Origin of the sequence: Streptomyces sp. NPDC002742, assembly GCF_042888885.1 — a bacterium.
In the GTDB taxonomy this organism is placed as follows: domain Bacteria; phylum Actinomycetota; class Actinomycetes; order Streptomycetales; family Streptomycetaceae; genus Streptomyces.
Genome location: NZ_JBIAQF010000002.1, coordinates 258,605 through 274,982, shown reverse-complemented (window position 1 = coordinate 274,982; position 16,378 = coordinate 258,605). Strand labels below are relative to the sequence as shown.

Annotated in this window: 18 protein-coding genes; 13 read left to right on the top strand and 5 right to left on the bottom strand. The window is 70.3% G+C overall.

Annotated elements, in window-relative coordinates; translation table 11 throughout:
• Nucleotides 1-89: 89 nt before the first annotated feature.
• Complete coding sequence (locus tag ACFYW8_RS03980; protein ID WP_389067462.1) at nucleotides 90-860, bottom strand: GNAT family N-acetyltransferase; 771 nt, start codon at nucleotides 858-860, stop codon at nucleotides 90-92.
• 379 nt (nucleotides 861-1,239) lie between these two features.
• Here ACFYW8_RS03980 and ACFYW8_RS03975 point away from each other — a divergent pair, with 379 nt between their 5' ends.
• Both ACFYW8_RS03975 and ACFYW8_RS03970 read left to right on the top strand, forming a co-directional pair.
• Nucleotides 1,240-1,845, top strand: a complete 606-nt coding sequence (locus tag ACFYW8_RS03975; protein ID WP_389068138.1) for a sulfite oxidase-like oxidoreductase — start codon at nucleotides 1,240-1,242, stop codon at nucleotides 1,843-1,845.
• On the top strand, nucleotides 1,838-2,626 hold the full coding sequence (locus tag ACFYW8_RS03970; protein ID WP_389067457.1) for a ferredoxin reductase: 789 nt from the start codon (nucleotides 1,838-1,840) through the stop codon (nucleotides 2,624-2,626). Before ACFYW8_RS03975 ends, ACFYW8_RS03970 begins: the two co-directional genes overlap by 8 nt.
• Before the next feature lie 295 nt (nucleotides 2,627-2,921).
• Here ACFYW8_RS03970 and ACFYW8_RS03965 read toward each other — a convergent pair whose 3' ends face one another.
• Complete coding sequence (locus ACFYW8_RS03965; RefSeq protein ID WP_389067453.1) at nucleotides 2,922-3,836, bottom strand: universal stress protein; 915 nt, start codon at nucleotides 3,834-3,836, stop codon at nucleotides 2,922-2,924.
• A 400-nt stretch (nucleotides 3,837-4,236) separates the two neighbouring features.
• Between ACFYW8_RS03965 and ACFYW8_RS03960 the strand changes: the two genes are divergently transcribed.
• From ACFYW8_RS03960 to ACFYW8_RS03925, 8 genes are all read left to right on the top strand, one after another.
• Complete coding sequence (locus ACFYW8_RS03960) at nucleotides 4,237-5,202, top strand: acetylxylan esterase (RefSeq protein WP_389067450.1); 966 nt, start codon at nucleotides 4,237-4,239, stop codon at nucleotides 5,200-5,202.
• An 8-nt stretch (nucleotides 5,203-5,210) separates the two neighbouring features.
• Nucleotides 5,211-5,630 (top strand): nuclear transport factor 2 family protein, encoded by a 420-nt coding sequence (locus tag ACFYW8_RS03955; protein ID WP_389067446.1) that lies wholly within the window; start codon nucleotides 5,211-5,213, stop codon nucleotides 5,628-5,630.
• A 370-nt stretch (nucleotides 5,631-6,000) separates the two neighbouring features.
• Nucleotides 6,001-6,498, top strand: coding sequence for an Imm50 family immunity protein (locus ACFYW8_RS03950; RefSeq protein ID WP_365875409.1), 498 nt, complete (start codon nucleotides 6,001-6,003; stop codon nucleotides 6,496-6,498).
• The gene (locus ACFYW8_RS03945) at nucleotides 6,488-6,892 is read left to right on the top strand and encodes an Imm50 family immunity protein (RefSeq protein ID WP_365875407.1); all 405 of its coding nucleotides are present in this window, start codon (nucleotides 6,488-6,490) and stop codon (nucleotides 6,890-6,892) included. Before ACFYW8_RS03950 ends, ACFYW8_RS03945 begins: the two co-directional genes overlap by 11 nt.
• A 150-nt stretch (nucleotides 6,893-7,042) precedes the next feature.
• On the top strand, nucleotides 7,043-7,492 hold the full coding sequence (locus tag ACFYW8_RS03940) for an SRPBCC domain-containing protein (protein WP_365875405.1): 450 nt from the start codon (nucleotides 7,043-7,045) through the stop codon (nucleotides 7,490-7,492).
• Entirely contained in the window at nucleotides 7,489-7,827 is a 339-nt protein-coding gene (locus tag ACFYW8_RS03935; RefSeq protein WP_365875403.1) for a helix-turn-helix domain-containing protein, read from the top strand. The genes ACFYW8_RS03940 and ACFYW8_RS03935 overlap by 4 nt, the downstream gene beginning before the upstream one ends.
• A gap of 121 nt (nucleotides 7,828-7,948) precedes the next feature.
• Complete coding sequence (locus tag ACFYW8_RS03930; protein WP_389067431.1) at nucleotides 7,949-8,830, top strand: SDR family NAD(P)-dependent oxidoreductase; 882 nt, start codon at nucleotides 7,949-7,951, stop codon at nucleotides 8,828-8,830.
• Between the two features lie 7 nt (nucleotides 8,831-8,837).
• The gene (locus ACFYW8_RS03925; RefSeq protein ID WP_389067426.1) at nucleotides 8,838-9,617 is read left to right on the top strand and encodes an isocitrate lyase/phosphoenolpyruvate mutase family protein; all 780 of its coding nucleotides are present in this window, start codon (nucleotides 8,838-8,840) and stop codon (nucleotides 9,615-9,617) included.
• 200 nt (nucleotides 9,618-9,817) lie between these two features.
• On the opposite strand, the gene ACFYW8_RS03920 is transcribed toward ACFYW8_RS03925, so the two are convergent.
• Entirely contained in the window at nucleotides 9,818-10,522 is a 705-nt protein-coding gene (locus ACFYW8_RS03920; protein WP_389067422.1) for a hypothetical protein, read from the bottom strand.
• A gap of 597 nt (nucleotides 10,523-11,119) precedes the next feature.
• Between ACFYW8_RS03920 and ACFYW8_RS03915 the strand changes: the two genes are divergently transcribed.
• Nucleotides 11,120-11,845, top strand: a complete 726-nt coding sequence (locus ACFYW8_RS03915) for a GntR family transcriptional regulator (protein ID WP_365875395.1) — start codon at nucleotides 11,120-11,122, stop codon at nucleotides 11,843-11,845.
• A gap of 133 nt (nucleotides 11,846-11,978) precedes the next feature.
• On the opposite strand, the gene ACFYW8_RS03910 is transcribed toward ACFYW8_RS03915, so the two are convergent.
• Entirely contained in the window at nucleotides 11,979-12,992 is a 1,014-nt protein-coding gene (locus ACFYW8_RS03910; protein ID WP_389067417.1) for a class I SAM-dependent methyltransferase, read from the bottom strand.
• Nucleotides 12,993-13,011: 19 nt separating this feature from the next.
• Between ACFYW8_RS03910 and ACFYW8_RS03905 the strand changes: the two genes are divergently transcribed.
• Both ACFYW8_RS03905 and ACFYW8_RS03900 read left to right on the top strand, forming a co-directional pair.
• Nucleotides 13,012-13,200, top strand: a complete 189-nt coding sequence (locus ACFYW8_RS03905) for a hypothetical protein (protein ID WP_389067412.1) — start codon at nucleotides 13,012-13,014, stop codon at nucleotides 13,198-13,200.
• 15 nt (nucleotides 13,201-13,215) lie between these two features.
• Nucleotides 13,216-14,820: an alpha-amylase family glycosyl hydrolase gene (locus ACFYW8_RS03900; protein WP_389067407.1), complete on the top strand. Its 1,605-nt coding sequence runs from the start codon at nucleotides 13,216-13,218 to the stop codon at nucleotides 14,818-14,820.
• A 659-nt stretch (nucleotides 14,821-15,479) separates the two neighbouring features.
• Here the strand turns inward: ACFYW8_RS03900 and ACFYW8_RS03895 are convergent.
• Nucleotides 15,480-16,301: a hypothetical protein gene (locus ACFYW8_RS03895; protein WP_389068135.1), complete on the bottom strand. Its 822-nt coding sequence runs from the start codon at nucleotides 16,299-16,301 to the stop codon at nucleotides 15,480-15,482.
• Nucleotides 16,302-16,378 lie beyond the last annotated feature (77 nt).

Below are 16,378 nucleotides of genomic sequence, written 5' to 3'. Positions count from 1 at the left end.
GGCTTCCTGCGGATCAGGGCACAGTGTCGTCCCGCGGCGGCCCGATGTCACCACACGGCGGCGCGATGTCGTCCCGCCGCGCACGGGTGTCATCCCACGCCCACGGTCCGGCCGTCGCCCAGATGCTCGGGCACCCGCGCGGCCATGAAGCGGGTCCCGCGGCGCAGCCGGAAGCCCAGCGACTCGTAGAGGCGGATGGCACCGGTGTTGCCCGCGGCGGTGTGCAGGAACGGGGTCTCGCCGCGGGCACGGATACCGTGGGCGACGGCCAGGATCAGGCGCGTGGCCAGCCCCTCTCCCCGGTGGGCGGGGTCGGTGCAGACCGCGCTGATCTCGGTCCAGCCCGGTGGCCGGAGCCGCTCGCCCGCCATGGCGATCAGGGCGCCGTCCCGGCGGATCCCGAGATACGTGCCGAGTTCGACGGTGCGTGACAGGAAGGGGCCGGGGCGGGTCCGGTCCACCAGGTCGAGCATGTCCGGCACGTCCTCGGGGCCGAGTACCACCACCTCGGTGTCCGGTGCCGCGGCGAGTCCGTCGTCGACGAGCTGGACGCCGTCGAGGCTGAAAATCACCTCCCAGCCGTCCGGGATCCGCCCGCCGAACCCCGCCAGCGGCGCCTCGCCCCCGGGCCCCACCAGGGCGGCGAGATCCGCCCAGTCACCGTCGTCGGGGTCGTCGGGCAGCGCCAGCCACGGAGACACGTCCACGGGGTAGCGCAGGACGCGTCCACGCCGCTCGGCGAAGTGGGCGTGGGGCCCGGTGAGAGAGCCGAGGGCCGGATTGTCGAGGGGATGACGGCCGGGAGGGTTCGCCGATTCCTCCGGGCCCCCGAAACCTGTCAAGACGTACGCCTCGGCCATCCGCTCCCTCACTCCCCTTCGCTGCTGTCACCGGTTGTCGCGGCCGCGCTCACCGGCTGTACATGTACGGACCATCGAACTCGACTCCAGGAGCAAGGCCGACGGGGGCACGGCTATTCCCGGGCGCGGGGAGAGTTCATACGCCCGCATTGATCAGCTCGTCCGCAGCGATCAGCTCATGCAGTGATCAGCTCGTCCGCGACGGTCAGGGCGTCCGCACCGATCAGCGCCCGCACTGCCGCCCGGAGCACACTCCGCTTGCGCGTACCGTTGAATGGCTAAGCACTGGTGCGTGACCGGGTCGCCGACCCGCACGCTCGCACCGATCACGCTCGATCCGCGGGCCGCCGCCCCCGGCGGTCCTGGAGGCACCAGCCGTATGAACGTCACGCGAGGCTTCACCGGGCGCCCGCGCGCCCACAACCCGGGACTGCCGCCCGGCCAGTACGACGCCGGCGACGACTGGCCCGTCCTGTCCGCCGAGGTCACCCCGGACCTGGCGCCGGCCGACTGGACCCTGCGGATCGACGGCCTGGTGGCCGAGCCGCGCACCTGGAACTGGGAACAGGCGCACGCGCTGCCCGCCTCGGCGTACGAGGGCGACATCCACTGCGTGACGAGCTGGTCGAAGTTCGGGGTGCGGTTCGGGGGTGTGTCGCTGGACGCCTTCCTGGAGGCCGTACGACCGGACCCGTCCGCCACCCACGCGGTCGCGTACTCGCACACCGGGTACACCGCGAACCTTCCGCTGGCCGACCTCACCGGCGGACGCGCCTGGATCGTCTGGGAGTACGACGGCGCACCGCTGCCGGCCGAACACGGCGGCCCTGCGCGACTGGTCGTGCCCCATCTGTACTTCTGGAAGAGCGCCAAGTGGATCGCGGGCATCCGGATCCTCGACCACGACGAGCCGGGCTTCTGGGAACAGAACGGCTACCACGCCCGCGGCAACCCCTGGGAAGAGCAGCGCTACTCCGGTGACTGAGACCACGACCGAGACCACGAAGACCACGACCACGGCGTTCGTACCGCCGACACGGTTCGCCGTGCCCGGCCGCATCGCCGTGAGCGCCCAGGCGGCCACCACCTGGCAGACCGCCACGCTCACCGGGATCCGCCACGAGACGCCTCACGCGGCGACCTTCCGATTCGCAGTGCCCGCGTGGGAGGGACATCTGCCCGGCCAGCATCTGATGCTGCGGCTCACCGCCGGGGACGGATATGTGGCGCAGCGCCACTACTCGATCGCGTCGCCGCCCGACGACAGCGGTCACATCGAACTGACCATGGACCATGTCGACGGCGGTGAGGTCTCGGGATGGTTCCACCACGTGGCCCGGCCCGGCGACTCCGTCGAGATCCGCGGTCCGCTCAGCGGCTTCTTCGCCTGGCCCGGGGACCGGCCCGCGCTGCTCGTCGGCGCCGGCTCCGGCGTCGTACCGCTGATGTCGATGCTGCGGCACCACCGCGCGCTGGCGATGGACGTTCCGCTGCGTCTTCTCGTCTCCGCGCGGAGCCCCGAAGAGCTCATCTACGCACGGGAGTACGGCGACGAGACCACAGCCGTGTTCACCCGCAGCGCCCCGGACGGTGCGCCCGTCGGGCGTATGGCCGCCGCACATGTGGCGCCCTTCCTGGCCGAGCAGCCGCCCGGTGGTTGGGAGGCCTACATCTGCGGCTCCAACGGATTCGCCGAGCACGCCTCGCGGTTGCTGGTGGAGGCCGGACAGCCGGTGGACCGGATTCGGATCGAACGTTTCGGCTAACGGCCGTCCTCCGCCGCGTTGGGCCCGGGTTCCGTCGGTTCCGTCGGTTCCGTCGGTTCCGTCGGTTCCGTCGGTTCCGTCGGTTCCGTCGGGCCCCAGGGGGCCGCACGGAGTCCGGGGTCCCACGGGGTTCCCGTAGCCATCCACGGCTGGGCCGGGCGACTTCGGCCGGATCGGCCGACGTGTGCCCGGGAAGCCCGGGAGGCCCGAGGTGCGCAGGAAGTCGCAGGGTGCGCAGGAAGTCGCAGGACGCGCGGGGAGTCGCAGGACGCGCCGCAAGGGTGCAGGAGTGGCGTCAGCCGTACGGCACCACGACGACCGGACACGTCACCTGCCGGATGACGCTCCGTGCGGCGCGGCCCAGGCGCCCACCCGCGCGACGGCCGACGATCAGCAGACCGGCTCCGGTGGACGCCCGAAGCAGTTGGTCTCCGGCATGACCATGAACGACCTGTTCCGCGACCGGGGCGCCCGGGAATTTGTCGCGCCAGGGCCGCAACGTGCCGGTCAGGGCACGCCGTCGACCGGTCCCCCGGTCGTGCGCGCCGCCGGGTGACGGCGCGTTGACCGAACGGTCTGCGGGCGCGCGGCCGTGCAGCGGAGGCGGGGTCCAGGCGTGCACCACGAGGAGCGGTGCCGAGCGGACGACGGCGGTGTCGAAGGCGTGGCCGATCAGGTCGTCGGCGGGGTGCTTCAGGTCGAGGCCGAGGACCACAGGACGGTAGGACGCGGCGCTCATCGGTGTGCGCCCCGGGGTGAATTCCCTTTCGTCCTCGGGGAGTTCGCCCGCACGGACGAGAACGACCGGGCAGGTCGCGCCGGACGCGACGGTCAAGGCGACGGAGCCTGCCAGGAAGCCCGCCAGAGCGGAGTGGCCGGTGCGGCCGCGGGTGCCGACGACGAGGGTCTCGGACTCGGCGGCCGCAGCGATCAGCGCGGGCACCGCGGGCGTCTCGGTGTCGCGCGCGACGATGTCCAACGCCGGGTGTGCGTAGGAGAGTTGGATCGCCGCCCGGTCGAGGGTCGTCCTGGTGCACCCGGCGGGTACGTCGACGTCCGGAACGCGCGCGGATACGCGGTGCCGTGTGCCCGCGTGCAGCAGACGCAGCGGGAGACGGCGCCGTCCGGCCTCGCGTGCCGCCCAGTCGGCGGCATCCAGGCTGGCGCGTGAGCCGTCGATTCCTGCGGTGATGGTGGTGCCGGAGTTCATGGCCGATGCCTTTCGGAGTTTGGGCGACGGATGCCGCGATCCTTTGCGCGCGGCGTCGCCGCGGAATTCGGCCGACGGGTGTATCCCGCCGACGGCGGGGCAGTCGGGGTGCGCCCGGATGCCGCGGGCGGGAACGGTCGGTGTTTCGCCATCGGGCTCCTGTTCGCCTGCGGTGGTAGGCGGGTTCGCGGGTTCCACGGCGGGCGGGGATCAGTCGTACGGCGCCGGAGTCCCCCGGGGTCGTACGAACCGCGGCTGCCGCGCGCTGCATGCGGCATGCGGCATGCGGCATGCCGGACGGCGCCGAGAACGCCTTCGTTCTCGGCGCGGCCGTGGCGGGCCCCAGAGGGCGGACGTACGGTGTGATCATCCGCATCCGTGTGCCGAAAGGCGGTCCTCGATGGCCCTGTTCGACCTCCCTCTCGACGAACTCCGCACCTACCGCAGCGCGTCCACCGAGCCCGCGGACTTCGACTCCTTCTGGGCCAAGACGCTGCAGGAAGCCCGTGAGCACGATCTCGCCGCCCGCTTCGAGCGGGTCGAGATCCCGCTGAAGACCGTCACGGTCCACGACGTCACCTTCGCCGGGTTCGGCGGACATCCGGTCAAGGGCTGGCTGACCATGCCGGCCTGGGCGAACTCGCCACTGCCCACGGTCGTCGAGTTCATCGGATACGGCGGCGGACGTGGGCTCGCGCACACACATCTGTTGTGGGCCTCGGCCGGCTTCGCCCACCTCGTGATGGACACGCGCGGCCAGGCGAGCGTGTGGGGCGGCGGCGAGACCCCGGACCCGGTCGGCAGCGCGCCCGCCTTCCCCGGGTTCATGACGCGAGGGATCGAGGACCCCGAAAACTACTACTACCGGCGGGTGTTCACCGACGCGGTGCGCGCCGTGGAGGCGGCCCGCTCGCATCCGCTGGTCGACCCGGCCCGCGTCGCCGCGCTCGGCGGGAGCCAGGGCGGTGGCATCACCATCGCCGTCGGCGGGCTGGTGCCCGACCTGGCGGCGATCGCGCCCGACGTACCGTTCCTGTGCGATTTCCCGCGCGCCACCGTGCTCACGGACCGCACCCCCTACCGGGAGATCGGCAACTACCTCAAGACCCACCGCGGCCGCACCGAGCAAGTGCGGCGCACTCTCTCCTACTTCGACGGGGTGCACTTCGCCGCGCGCGGCCGGGCCCCCGCCCTGTTCTCGGCGGCACTGGAGGACCAGACCTGCCCGCCGTCGACGGTCTTCGCGGCCTTCAACGCCTGGGCGAACGAGGAGAAGCAGATCGAGGTGTACGACTTCAACGACCACGAGGGCGGCGGCCCCTACCAGCAGGCCGCGCAGCTGCGCTGGCTGCCCGCCCGCGTGTGAGGCCCGCGATGGACACGACCACGGCGGCACAACGCTTCGTACGGGTGTGGGAGCGGGCCTGGGCGGCCCATGACGTCGAGGCGATCCTGGAGCTGTACTCGGACGCGTGCGTCCACCGCTCCATGCCGTTCAGGGAGCCCCACCGCGGCCGGGACGAGCTCGCCGCGTACTTCCGCTGGTCCTTCGCGTCCGAGACCACGACCGATGTCCGCTTCTCCGAACCCATGGTCGGCCGGGACGGCCGCGCGGTCGCCGAGTTCCGCGTCCTCGCGGAGGAGGACGGCCGTCCGTCGACACTCGCGGGCTGCGTCTTCGTCCGCTTCGACGCGACGGGGCTCGCCGTGGAAACCCGGGACTACTGGCACAGCACCTCCGCGTACGTACCATCTCTGCCCTGGCAGACGACGTACGGCCTGCCCCGCGACTGATGTCGGGCCGTGTCGGCCGTGCCGTTCGGCTGATGGGCGTCCAGCAGGCCCGGCCCGGCTGTCCGTTGAAGGGCCGAGGGCGAGTTCTCATCCGACCCACGCCGGATGAGGCCGGCCCTCGGTTCGTCAACGGCGGGGAGGTCGAGGGTTCCTGGGTGCGGAAGCGGTGCCTGACGCGCACTGGTCGACGTGGGGCCCAGGAGGGCCGAAGGGGGAGGGCCGAAGGGGAAGGACCTTATAGTCTCCCAGGACCACTGGTTCGGTCACCAGGAGCCAGGAGAAACCCGGTTACCAGCCCTCGCGTGTCCGCCGAGGCCGTTCGAGGACACGCGCAACGGGCAGGAACCCGGCCGCGAGGAGCGCTGTCACCATGACCGTCGAGAGATTCCTCGTGAATCCGGGGCCGCTGCGGTCGCTCTTCGGCCGTGTCCCGGAATTGATCGGCGTTCGGATCCGATCGATCAATCTGAATCGGCGCGGACCCACGGTGACACTACGCGTCGACCTGCCTTCACACCCCGAAACGGCGCCACCGGAATGGATCGACGCGGGCCTGGACACGGTGCAGTGTCACCTCCGGTTCCTGGCGGTGGAAGGCATCTCCCTCACCGACTGGAGTCCACCGGCCGTGGGCAGCGTCGAGACGGTTCCGTACGGAACGGAGCGACGCATTCGCGTGGCTGTCAGAGGCAGCGGAGTGTCGCTCCACTTCACCTGCAGTGACTCCGTGCGCGTCGGCCACGTGAGTGCGTTCAGGATCGAGGAAGACGGACGCGACGACGGGGTCCATCTGTTCATGAGCAAGGTCGACGCCCGACGGCACGGTTCTCTTCCCGGCACCGAGGACAGGACGTTCCATGAGCGCTGATTGGTCGCGTCTCCTTGCGTCCCCCGACTGTCTGGGAGACCTGTACGACCGCAGCCCGCCTTCGGCCGGCTCCTGCGATCCGTTCTACGTGCACATCGACGAACGCGAGAACTCGGTGACCCTGGGGTTCGACACACGGACCTTCCCGGTGAACGCCCCGGCGGAATGGCACGAGAGCGGATTCAACGCGTTCGAGTTCCACCTCGTCTTCGAAGGAGTGGAGGAACTCCGGGTTACCGGTTGGGACGCCGCAGCCGCCGAGACGATCGGCTTGACCGTCCGCGAAGACCTCTTCGAGGTCGTCCTCGGGTCGCCCGAATCGGGGATCGTATTCCGCGCTTCCACGGCCCGGTTGGCCAGGACGCACGCCTATCGCGCCTCGGACAGCATCTGAAATCCGAATACGCTCCCCCACGGCCGTCCACCGCCCGGTCAAGCGCTCCCCCGCGTCGAACTCACACCCCATACGCAACATGAGGTTGCGGATCACCCGCGGGACCACTAGGGTCATACGCAACCGATGGTTGCCTATTGGAGGTCCCTGATGGAGTTCGGAAAGCTGGAGCGCGAGATCCGCATCGACGCGGCGCCGGAGATCGTGTTCGACGTGGTGAGTCGTCCCGAGCACATCAAGATGTGGTGGTCCGACGACGCCTCGTTCGAGCCCACGCCGGGCGCGGTCGGCGAACTGGTGTGGGGCGACCGAGCAGCGGTTGAGGCGATCACGGTGGTCGATGTCGACCCGCCGCACAGGTTCACCTTCCGCTGGGTCGCTCCCGGCGGCCAAGTCCCCGATGCGGACAACTCGCTCCTGGTCACCTTCGAGCTCGAGCCCTCCGGTGACGGCACGCTTCTGCGCCTGACCGAGAGCGGCTGGCGGGAGAAGGGCTGGGAAGCCGCCGTACTGGAGGAGGCCTTCCACGACCACGAGCGCGGCTGGGACATGTTCCTGCCCAAACTGCAGGGCTACGCACCTTCCGTGGTGGCGCAATGACGGTCGCCTTCGACGACGAGCTCTGGTCGGCGATCGGCGACCCGATCAGGCGCCGCCTGCTCGATCTGCTGCTCACGGAAGGAGTCGGTACACCGACCAGCCTCAGCGATCACCTCCCGATCTCACGCCAGGCGGTCACCAAGCACCTGGTCGTCCTCGATCGCGCAGGCCTCGTGCACGCGACACCGATGGGCCGCGAGCGGCGTTACGAAGTCGACGAGGCGCAGCTCACCCGCGCCGTCCGGCAGCTGAACGAGGTCGGCAGGAACTGGGATGCGCGACTGAACCGCATCAAGCGCATCGCGGAACAGATCCAGCGCCAGAAGCACGACTGACCAGAAGCCGCCGGAAGAGCTCCGTTCCCCGGACGGCCTCCTCGACCGGCGTCGGCGCCGCCGCCGGTCCCGTGGAGCCTCCGGTGACCACGGACGCGACAGAACTCGCGGCGGCAACGGGGTGATCGCCGACCCCTCGTGGTCATGGCCATGGTCATTCAGAAGAACAAATCACCTTTGGAGGGTACAAATGAGTGAATTGCTGCTTGGTGACAAGAACGCCGTGATCTACGGAGGCGGGGGCGCTATCGGCGGCGCTGTCGCGCGGGTATTCGCCCGGGAAGGCGCGAACGTCTTCATCGCCGGGCGGACGCAGTCGAAGCTCGACGTCGTGGCACGGGATATCGCCGCCGCCGGCGGAACGGTCGAGACCTCGCAAGTCGACGTTCTCGACGAACAGGCGGTCGAGAAGCACGCCGCCGCGGTCGCGGCGACGGCCGGCGGCATCGACATCGCCCTCAACGCCGTGAGCGTCATGCACGACCAGGGGACTTTGCTGGCGGACCTCTCGCTGGAGGAGTTCATGCGGCCGGTCGACGGCTTTCTGCGGACGCTGTTCATCACGAGCAAGGCCGTGGCACGTCACATGGGCAGCGAGCGCCCTGGCGTCATCCTGACGTTGTCCGAGCCCGGTTCCAAACTGGCGGTGGGCGGCATCCTGGGGCACAGCGTGAGCGCGGCCGGCAAGGAGGCCTTCTCACGCGTGCTGGCCGCGGAGCTGGCCCCCGGCAACATCCGGGTGATCTGCATCCGTCCACACGCTGTCGTCGACGCGCCGGCGGCGGGTTCCTACACCAAGGACCTGTTCAAGCCCATCGCCGCGGCAGCCGGGCAGTCGGTCCAGGAAATGCTCGAAGACGGGGGGATGGCACAGGGAACACTCCTGAAGAGGCTGCCCACCCTCTCCGAAATCGCGGAGACAGCCGCGTTCCTGGCTTCGGATCGAGCCGGAGCCATGACCGGAACGATCGCCAATCTGTCCGCCGGCGCACTCGTCGACTGAGGCCACCATGTCCGATCAGATCGTTACTTTGTCCGATCAGGCCGACAAGGCCAGGCTGCTTCGTTCCCTGCACGTCCCGGGCGTTCCACTGGTACTGCCGAACGCCTGGGACGTGGGCAGCGCCCGCGCCGTGGTCGACGCGGGGTTCCCGGTGGTCGCGACCGCGAGCAACGCGATCGCCGCCGCTCTGGGCTACGACGACGGTGAGGGTGCCCCGAGCGAGGAGATGCTGTTCGTCGCCGGACGCATGGCGGCCTCTGTCGACGTACCGGTCACCGTCGACGCCGAGGCCGGCTACGGGATGGCGCCCGGGGAACTGGTCGAAGCGCTGAGCGGGATCGGAGTCGTCGGCTGCAACATCGAGGACAGTGATCACGCCAACGGCGGCCTGATCGACGTCGATGTCCGCGCCGTCTACATCGCGGAGATGCGCGCGGCCGCCGAGCGTATCGGGGTGCCGCTGGTCGTCAACGCCCGGATCGACTCGTTCTTCCCCACCTCGCCTCTGGCCGAGAATCAGAAGCGTGCCGATGCGGTCAGGAGGGCCGAGGCGTACTGGTCGGCCGGCGCTGATTGTGTCTTCCCGCCCGGAGCCGGGCCGGACGACCTCCGGGCCGTCGTCGAGGTCGGCGCGCCGGTGAACGCCGGTCTTCCACTGAAGGCGGGGTCGCTGGACGAGCTTCGCGCAATCGGTGTGGCCCGGGTCTCCGTGGGACCCCAGCTGTACCGCAGCGCACTCGACCACCTGCGCACCGATCTGCGGTCTCTCCTGGAAACACGGAAGTGACGGACCAGTTCGACAGTCACGGTCCGGAGTGGCCACAGCCCCCTCACTTGCCGGCCGGCATGCCCCGGCCGCCCGGAAAAGGGGATTGTGAGCGCGGCTTGATGCTCAGGTCAAGCCGCGCTCACGGCCCGGCTCGGGAGCGGTCGGCTTCGGACGTCAGTGTCGACTTCGGACGTCAGCAGGCCCCAGGCCCGTACCGGTTACAGCTGCACCTTGGCCCACTGCGCGTCCACACTCCGTACGGTCCTTCCCGAAGCGAAGTCGGCGAAGACCATGGCCACCTGATCCTTGTCGCTCAGCACGCAACGGTAGTGGCGGTCCGGCGAACCATCCCGGTGCTCCACTGCGAACCCGCTCGTGGTCAGGCCCGCGTTCGGCCCCTGACCGACCTGGAGGTAGCGGCCCCTCCCCTTCTCCAGGATCAAGAACCAGTTCTCCGCGGACAATCCGTGCACGGCATGTTCGATCACGTCGAGGTCCGGGTCCTCGACCTTCAGCCCGGCGCACGACCGGAGACTCAGCCCAGCTGTCCCGCTGAGCGCCGGCGGGAGGTGCAGCACCTCCGCCTGCGGGTCGAAACAGACCAGTCCATGGGTGCCGGCGAGAGCCACTACCTCGGGCGCGATCTCACCGGACCGACTCCAGGACATGGGCATGATCACGTGAGCCGGGGAGACGTCGAGGCTTGCCGTCCACGGCGACACGGTGGCCTGCTGCCAGTCGTCCCCGGCAGCAGAAAGCTCGGGGAATTGCGTGATCAGCGCCTGATGGAACGCGGAGACGGCCTCGTTCGCGACAACTCCCGCCCCTGCGAGGTCGCCGGCACACAGCCGCTCGTACTTCCCAGCGGCGTCCGAGGTCGGTATCCGCTCGGTCTCGAACCACACCGCAAGATCAAAACTCACGTCACTCCATCCGCCGGTGCCTGCCTTCGAACGGGACCGAGCCTATGACGGAACACTGACAACGCCGAGGCGTCGGGCCCTTTCGCGGCGGTGTCGCGTACGACCACCGGGCACCGGGCACCGGGCACCGGGAGCCCACCGGTTCGCTGTCCCTCGGCTCCGGCGGCGCGACGGGCACCGTTCGCCGTCAGGGGTTCACCCGCCGTTCCCCAGGTGGCGGGTGAGGTCGTGGCGTGTTGCCGTCGTACGGCTCTCGCCCGCCCAGCCGACGGGTCGACGGCCCGTACGGACGCGGTACGAGGACTTTCGGACACGGCGGGTTCGGCGGCGCTCGCGATCTCGCGGACTCACGAGCCGGTCTTGGCGGGGTGCCTGACAAGACGTGCGGGCCCGCGCATCGCAGTCGACCCAAGAGAGTCGGCGCCCATCGACACCCTGGTCGGCACGCTCCGGGCGTGGCCCTCGCCGACCAGGGGCGCGGGCCGAAATCGGCCGAAGTACCGTGAAGCCCTTTCCTGCTGGTTTAGACCAATGCTAGATGTGGTGGCGCACTGAGCCCACGCGGCTACGTTTTGTCACCACGCAGGAGGCGCGGACATGGCCCGCACCACCCATCCGTCCGACCACGAACCGCTCTACGCGCGGATCGCCGCACAACTGCTCGGCGAGCTGCGCGACGGAACCATCCCGCCTGGCGAACGCCTGCCGGGAGAACGTGAGTTGGCCACCCGGTTCGGCGTCAGCCGGGAGACCGTACGGCAGGCGTTGCAGATGCTGCGGCGCGACGGCCAGGTCTCCACCGACCGGCGTGGCAGCCATGCGACGCTGTCCGGCACCGGCGCCGAGCACGTCCCTTCGCTCGACTTCCCCGTCGGCGCGCACGGCGGCGAACCCGACGGGTGCCGGCGGGCCACCGTGACCTGGGAGGCTCCCCCGCCGGAACACGCCGAAGCTCTCGGACTCGCCCCGCTGCGGGCGACGTTGGTCCATCGCTACGAGTCCGCCGCCGCCGACGGCAGCGGGCTGCGCTCGGCCGTGACATCCTTCTCCGCCATCGCGGTGACCGAGGTGGAGGAGCTCGCCCGCTACCGCGACCGCGCGGACGGCCACGCCTCGGCACAGCTGTCGCGCGCCTACGACTGGATGCGCAAGGCGGGTCTGACCCTGCATCACCGGGACGCGATCACCCGTCTCCCGCAGTCGGTGCGGGTCACCCGACGCGTGCACGACCAGTACGACCGGCCGCTGGAGATCACCGACCTGACCGTCGACTCCCAACAGGACGCGCTCGTCTATGAGTTCACACTTCCGGCCGCCAAGTGAGCCCCCGGGTGCGGTGAACGACGGAGGGGCGGGTGCGGCAGGAAGGGCGAGGACGTCGGCGAGCCCGCCGAGGGGGCTCTCCCACTGGGGGCCGGCGTCCGCCCGCGTGACGGGCGGGCCCCGGGCCCGCCCGTCACGCGACGCCGGCGGGCCTTCCCGAGCTGTCCTCGCGCCTGGCCACGACCGAGCTGTCCTCGCGCGTTGCCACCACCATCCGGGCCCGCGGGCTGCCGTCCCGGCGGCGGCCGAACTCGGTCAGCGGGTGAAGCTCCGTCCGGAATCCGGCCCGCGCCAGCTCCCGCTCCACGTCGCCGAGCCGGAACGCGCGGTAGTACATGACGAAGGTCGGCCGCCGGACGGCGTTGCGCACCCGCATGACCGTGTCGAAGCCCAGCAGGGCCCAGTACCAGGGCGAGCCGGGCCGCGGCGGAGCCACGACCGGAAACGCGAAGCGTCCGCCGGGTCGCAGGACGGCGTGGACCCCCGCGAACAGGACGGGCAGCTCGCGCGGCAGGAAGTGCCCGAACGCACCGAAGCTCACGACCAGGTCGAACGCGGGCGCGAAGGGGAGGGCGCGGGCATCTCCGCGCACCCAGGCAACCGACGGCGACCTGTCGTCGTGCCCCGCCGCCGGGGAGGGTGTCCAGCCGTCGCGCCGCACCGGCCGGCAGGGCGTCCCGCGGTCGCACGTCGTCGCCGGGGCCGACGTCCCGCCGTCGCATCTCACCGCCGAGGACGTTGTCCCGCCGTCACACGTCCGGGCTGTGGACGGCGAGTCGCCGTCGTACGACCCTGCCGAGGACGGTGAGTCCCTGGCGTACGTCCCTGCAGGGGACGGCCCGTCGTCGGCGCCGAGCCGCGAGCGTCCGACCGTCAGCATTCCCGTACTGATGTCGACGCCGGTGACGCTCTCCCGGCACAGGTCCCGCAGGACCTCCATGCCCGCGCCGGTACCGCAGCAGAGGTCGAGTCCCGCGGCGAACGGTCCCATCGGCGCGAGGGCCCGACCCACCGCTTCGAGGATCGCGTCCGGGGTCCGGAACGGCGTGTGGTCAAACTTGGGTGCGAGTAGGTCGTAGCCGTGCTCGATCGACGAGAGGGCCTGCGCGGCCAGTTCGCGGAGGGTGGGACCTTGCGGGGTGAACATCTCGCCGAGCTTAGGGGCTGTGGTTCGGATCGGGTCGAAGGGTGCGGAGGGCAAGGAGGACGAGGAGGGCAAGGAGGACGAGGAGGGCGACGAGGGCGACGAGGGCGAGGAGGGTGTCTGCTCGGCCGGGGTGGCCCAGTGTCCGCGGCATGAGTTCGAACAGCGGCCGAACGGCGGCCTGTGGGGCAGCGGGCACCGGGTGCGCTGATCTATCGTCCCGGACATGACCACGTTCCGCCCCGCCCCCGCCTGGCTGGCCGACGCCGTCTTCTACCAGATCTACCCGCAGTCGTTCGCCGACTCGAACGGCGACGGCATCGGCGACTTCGACGGAATCACCGAGCGCCTCGACCACCTCGCGTGGCTGGGCGTCAACACCGTATGGCTCAACCCGTGTTTCGTCTCACCGTTCGGCGACGCCGGGTACGACGTCGCCGACTACCTGGACGTCGCACCCCGCTACGGCTCGTCCGACGACCTCGCCCGCCTCGTCGACGCGGCGGGCCGCCGCGGCATCCGCGTACTCCTCGACCTCGTGGCAGGTCACACCTCCGACCAACACCCCTGGTTCCGGGCCGCGATGGACGATCCGGCCGACGACCGGTACATCTGGGCGCCCGAGGGCTCCCCGGACGGCTTCGTCCCGTCCCCCGGGACCCGCCCGGGGTCGTACCTGCCGAACTTCTTCGCGTTCCAGCCCGCCCTCAACTTCGGTTACGGGCGCACCCGTCCGGCTGAGCCCTGGCGCGGGCCGGTCGACGCGGAGGGGCCGCGCGCCAACCGCGCCGCGCTACGCGCGGTCATGGACCACTGGCTGGGTCTCGGACTCTCCGGCTTCCGCGTGGACATGGCCGCCTCCCTGGTGAAGGACGATCCGGGCAAGAAGGAAACGGCCGCGATCTGGGCGGAGTTGCGCCACTGGCTGGACGGCGCCCATACGGACGCGGTGCTGCTCTCGGAGTGGGGCGAACCGGAGGTGTCCGTCCCCGCGGGCTTCCACGCGGACTTCTTCCTCCAGTTCGGCGGCCCCGCCGACGGGCTCGCCCTGCGCTCGCTCTGGAGCAACGGCGAGGGCACGGTCAACGAGGCCTGGGACCCGCTCGACTGCTTCTTCGACGCCGAGGGCCGCGGCTCCCCGCTCCCCTTCGTGGAAGCCTGGCGCAGCACGGTCTCCGCGCTCGGCGAGGACGGGTTCGTCGCGCTCCCGACCGCCAACCACGACTTCTCCCGCCTCAACTGCGGTCCCCGCACAGCCGATCAGCTGCCCGTCGCCTTCGCCTTCCAGCTGACCTGGCCGACCCTTCCGGCGATCTACTACGGCGACGAGATCGGCATGCGCTTCCTTGCGGGACTGCCCGGGAAGGAGGGCAGCGTGCTGGGACCACGCTACAACCGAGCGGGTTCCCGTACCCCGATGCAGTGGGACGACAGCCCCAACGCCGGCTTCTCCACCGCGCCGGCCGACCGCCTCTACCTCCCCCTCGACCCGTCCCCGGACCGCCCGACGGTCGCCGCCCAACTGGCCGACGACACCTCGCTCCTGCATCTCGTACGCCGTCTGATCGCGTTGCGCACCGGCACCCCGGAGCTGGGGCCGGGCGGCTCGGTGGAGGTGGTGCACGCCGGGTATCCGTTCGTGTACGTGCGCGGCGGCCGGTATCTCGTCGTGGTCAACCCCCGCCGGGAGCAGGCCAGTTGCCGGTACGACGGCGCCACGGACGCCCGCTCCCTGGAAACCGCCGGCATCCGGATCGACGCCGACACCGTGCACACCGAGGGATTCGGTTACGGCGTCTTCGAGCTCGCCGGGCGGCGGGCGGGACACTGAGCACGCCTACCACCACGGCTGAGCAGCGCGAGGGCGCCCCGGCGACTCGGGCCGAGGGTGGCGAGGACGACGGGGGAAGCGGTGGTGACGGGCAGGGTCAGCCCCGTTATGTTTTTCGCGGTCCTGCAAGAGGGCCGCTGGCCTCCGGGCCCGGCATGACTGTTGCCCCCTGTCGAACGCATGACCTGGGAGGTGGTGTCACCGAGTCCGGGAGGTGCCGTCGGAGACGCTGATGAGAGGTCCGGCCACCGTCCGGTCCGGTGACCCGCTCCGGTGCTTTCGGCCGGGGCGGTGGTGGTACGCGGCATCGGTCGGCCGGCCTGTCGCCGCCGCCTTCGACAACGGTGAGCAGCCGTCGTAGCCGGACTGCAGGTGGCTGAGAAACCTCTCCAGATGGGCTGTCAGGTTCTTGTGACGCCGTAGTTCACGGATCCGCTCGACAGGCAGCTCGCGCCAGTTGCTGCCGAGAGCGCCGGCGTCCGCCCGACCTGCACGGCACTCGACGATCTTCGCTCCAGGCCGTAGGCATACCGAGACCGACGACCGTTTACTTGCGGGAACGCCTGTCGATCTGGGCGAGCTCATCCTCGGCGCCGGCGAGACCGGCGCGTAGTCCTTCGACTTCGCCGGGCAGCAATAAGGTCGGCCGAATGGCCGATTTACCGGTTGTTGGTGAACTGCGGGTCCTTCTCCTGGTTGTAGATCTCCTCACCGGATGCGTTGTAGGCATGGACGTAGGGGCTCGGGCCCGCATAGTGCGAGCCGGGGTTGTCGACGGAGAGAGCCGCCGCGTAGACGAACGCGCCGCCTGCCATGACCGCCGGGTACTGCTTCGGATTATCGCCGTAGCTGATGGCGATCTTGGCAATGTCGGATGTGTAATGCCCAGCGCCCAACATGAGATATCGCCCCTTGCCGGCGGCCTCGCGAATGGAGTCGAAATACTCGATCGTACGACCGGTGCCCCACAGGCGATTGTTGATGAACGTGGGCGGGGAATCCTGACTGTTGCCCTTGTCGCCCTTTGACTGGCATTGCGCGTACTGATCGGCGGAGTTGACGGCGATGACCACACCGTCCCCGTCCCGCGAGGCGATGGGAGCGCGGGCCGCGACCACCGCGTGGTAGCGCGAGGCATCCGAGCCCAGGCAGGAGGCCAGGATCTTGGCGACGGTCCCCGCGTCGATCGGGCTCGTCGTCCCGCTGGTGATGGCGAACGCGTCCGGGGTGGAAGTCGTGCGAGTCGATGACGGCGCCGACCCGGCTCCGGCCGACGTGGAGCCACGCGTTGTGATCGGACTCGGTGCGGCGACGCTCGTCGGGTTTCCGGCGGGATCGGCGAGAAGCGGCTTGGCATCCCCTACCCCGCTGAAGACGGCCACGGCCGCGACGCTCACCGCCGCGACGCCGGTGGCAACACCCAGCGGCACTCCCCACCCGCGTCGCAGCGAAGCACGGTTGTCCTCTGGACCGATCTTCATCAGTAGCTCCTCTCGGGTCCGCCGGTGGTTCGGCAGATCACGATCGGAAGGAGCCGCGGGAATGCCCGGCATGTCAT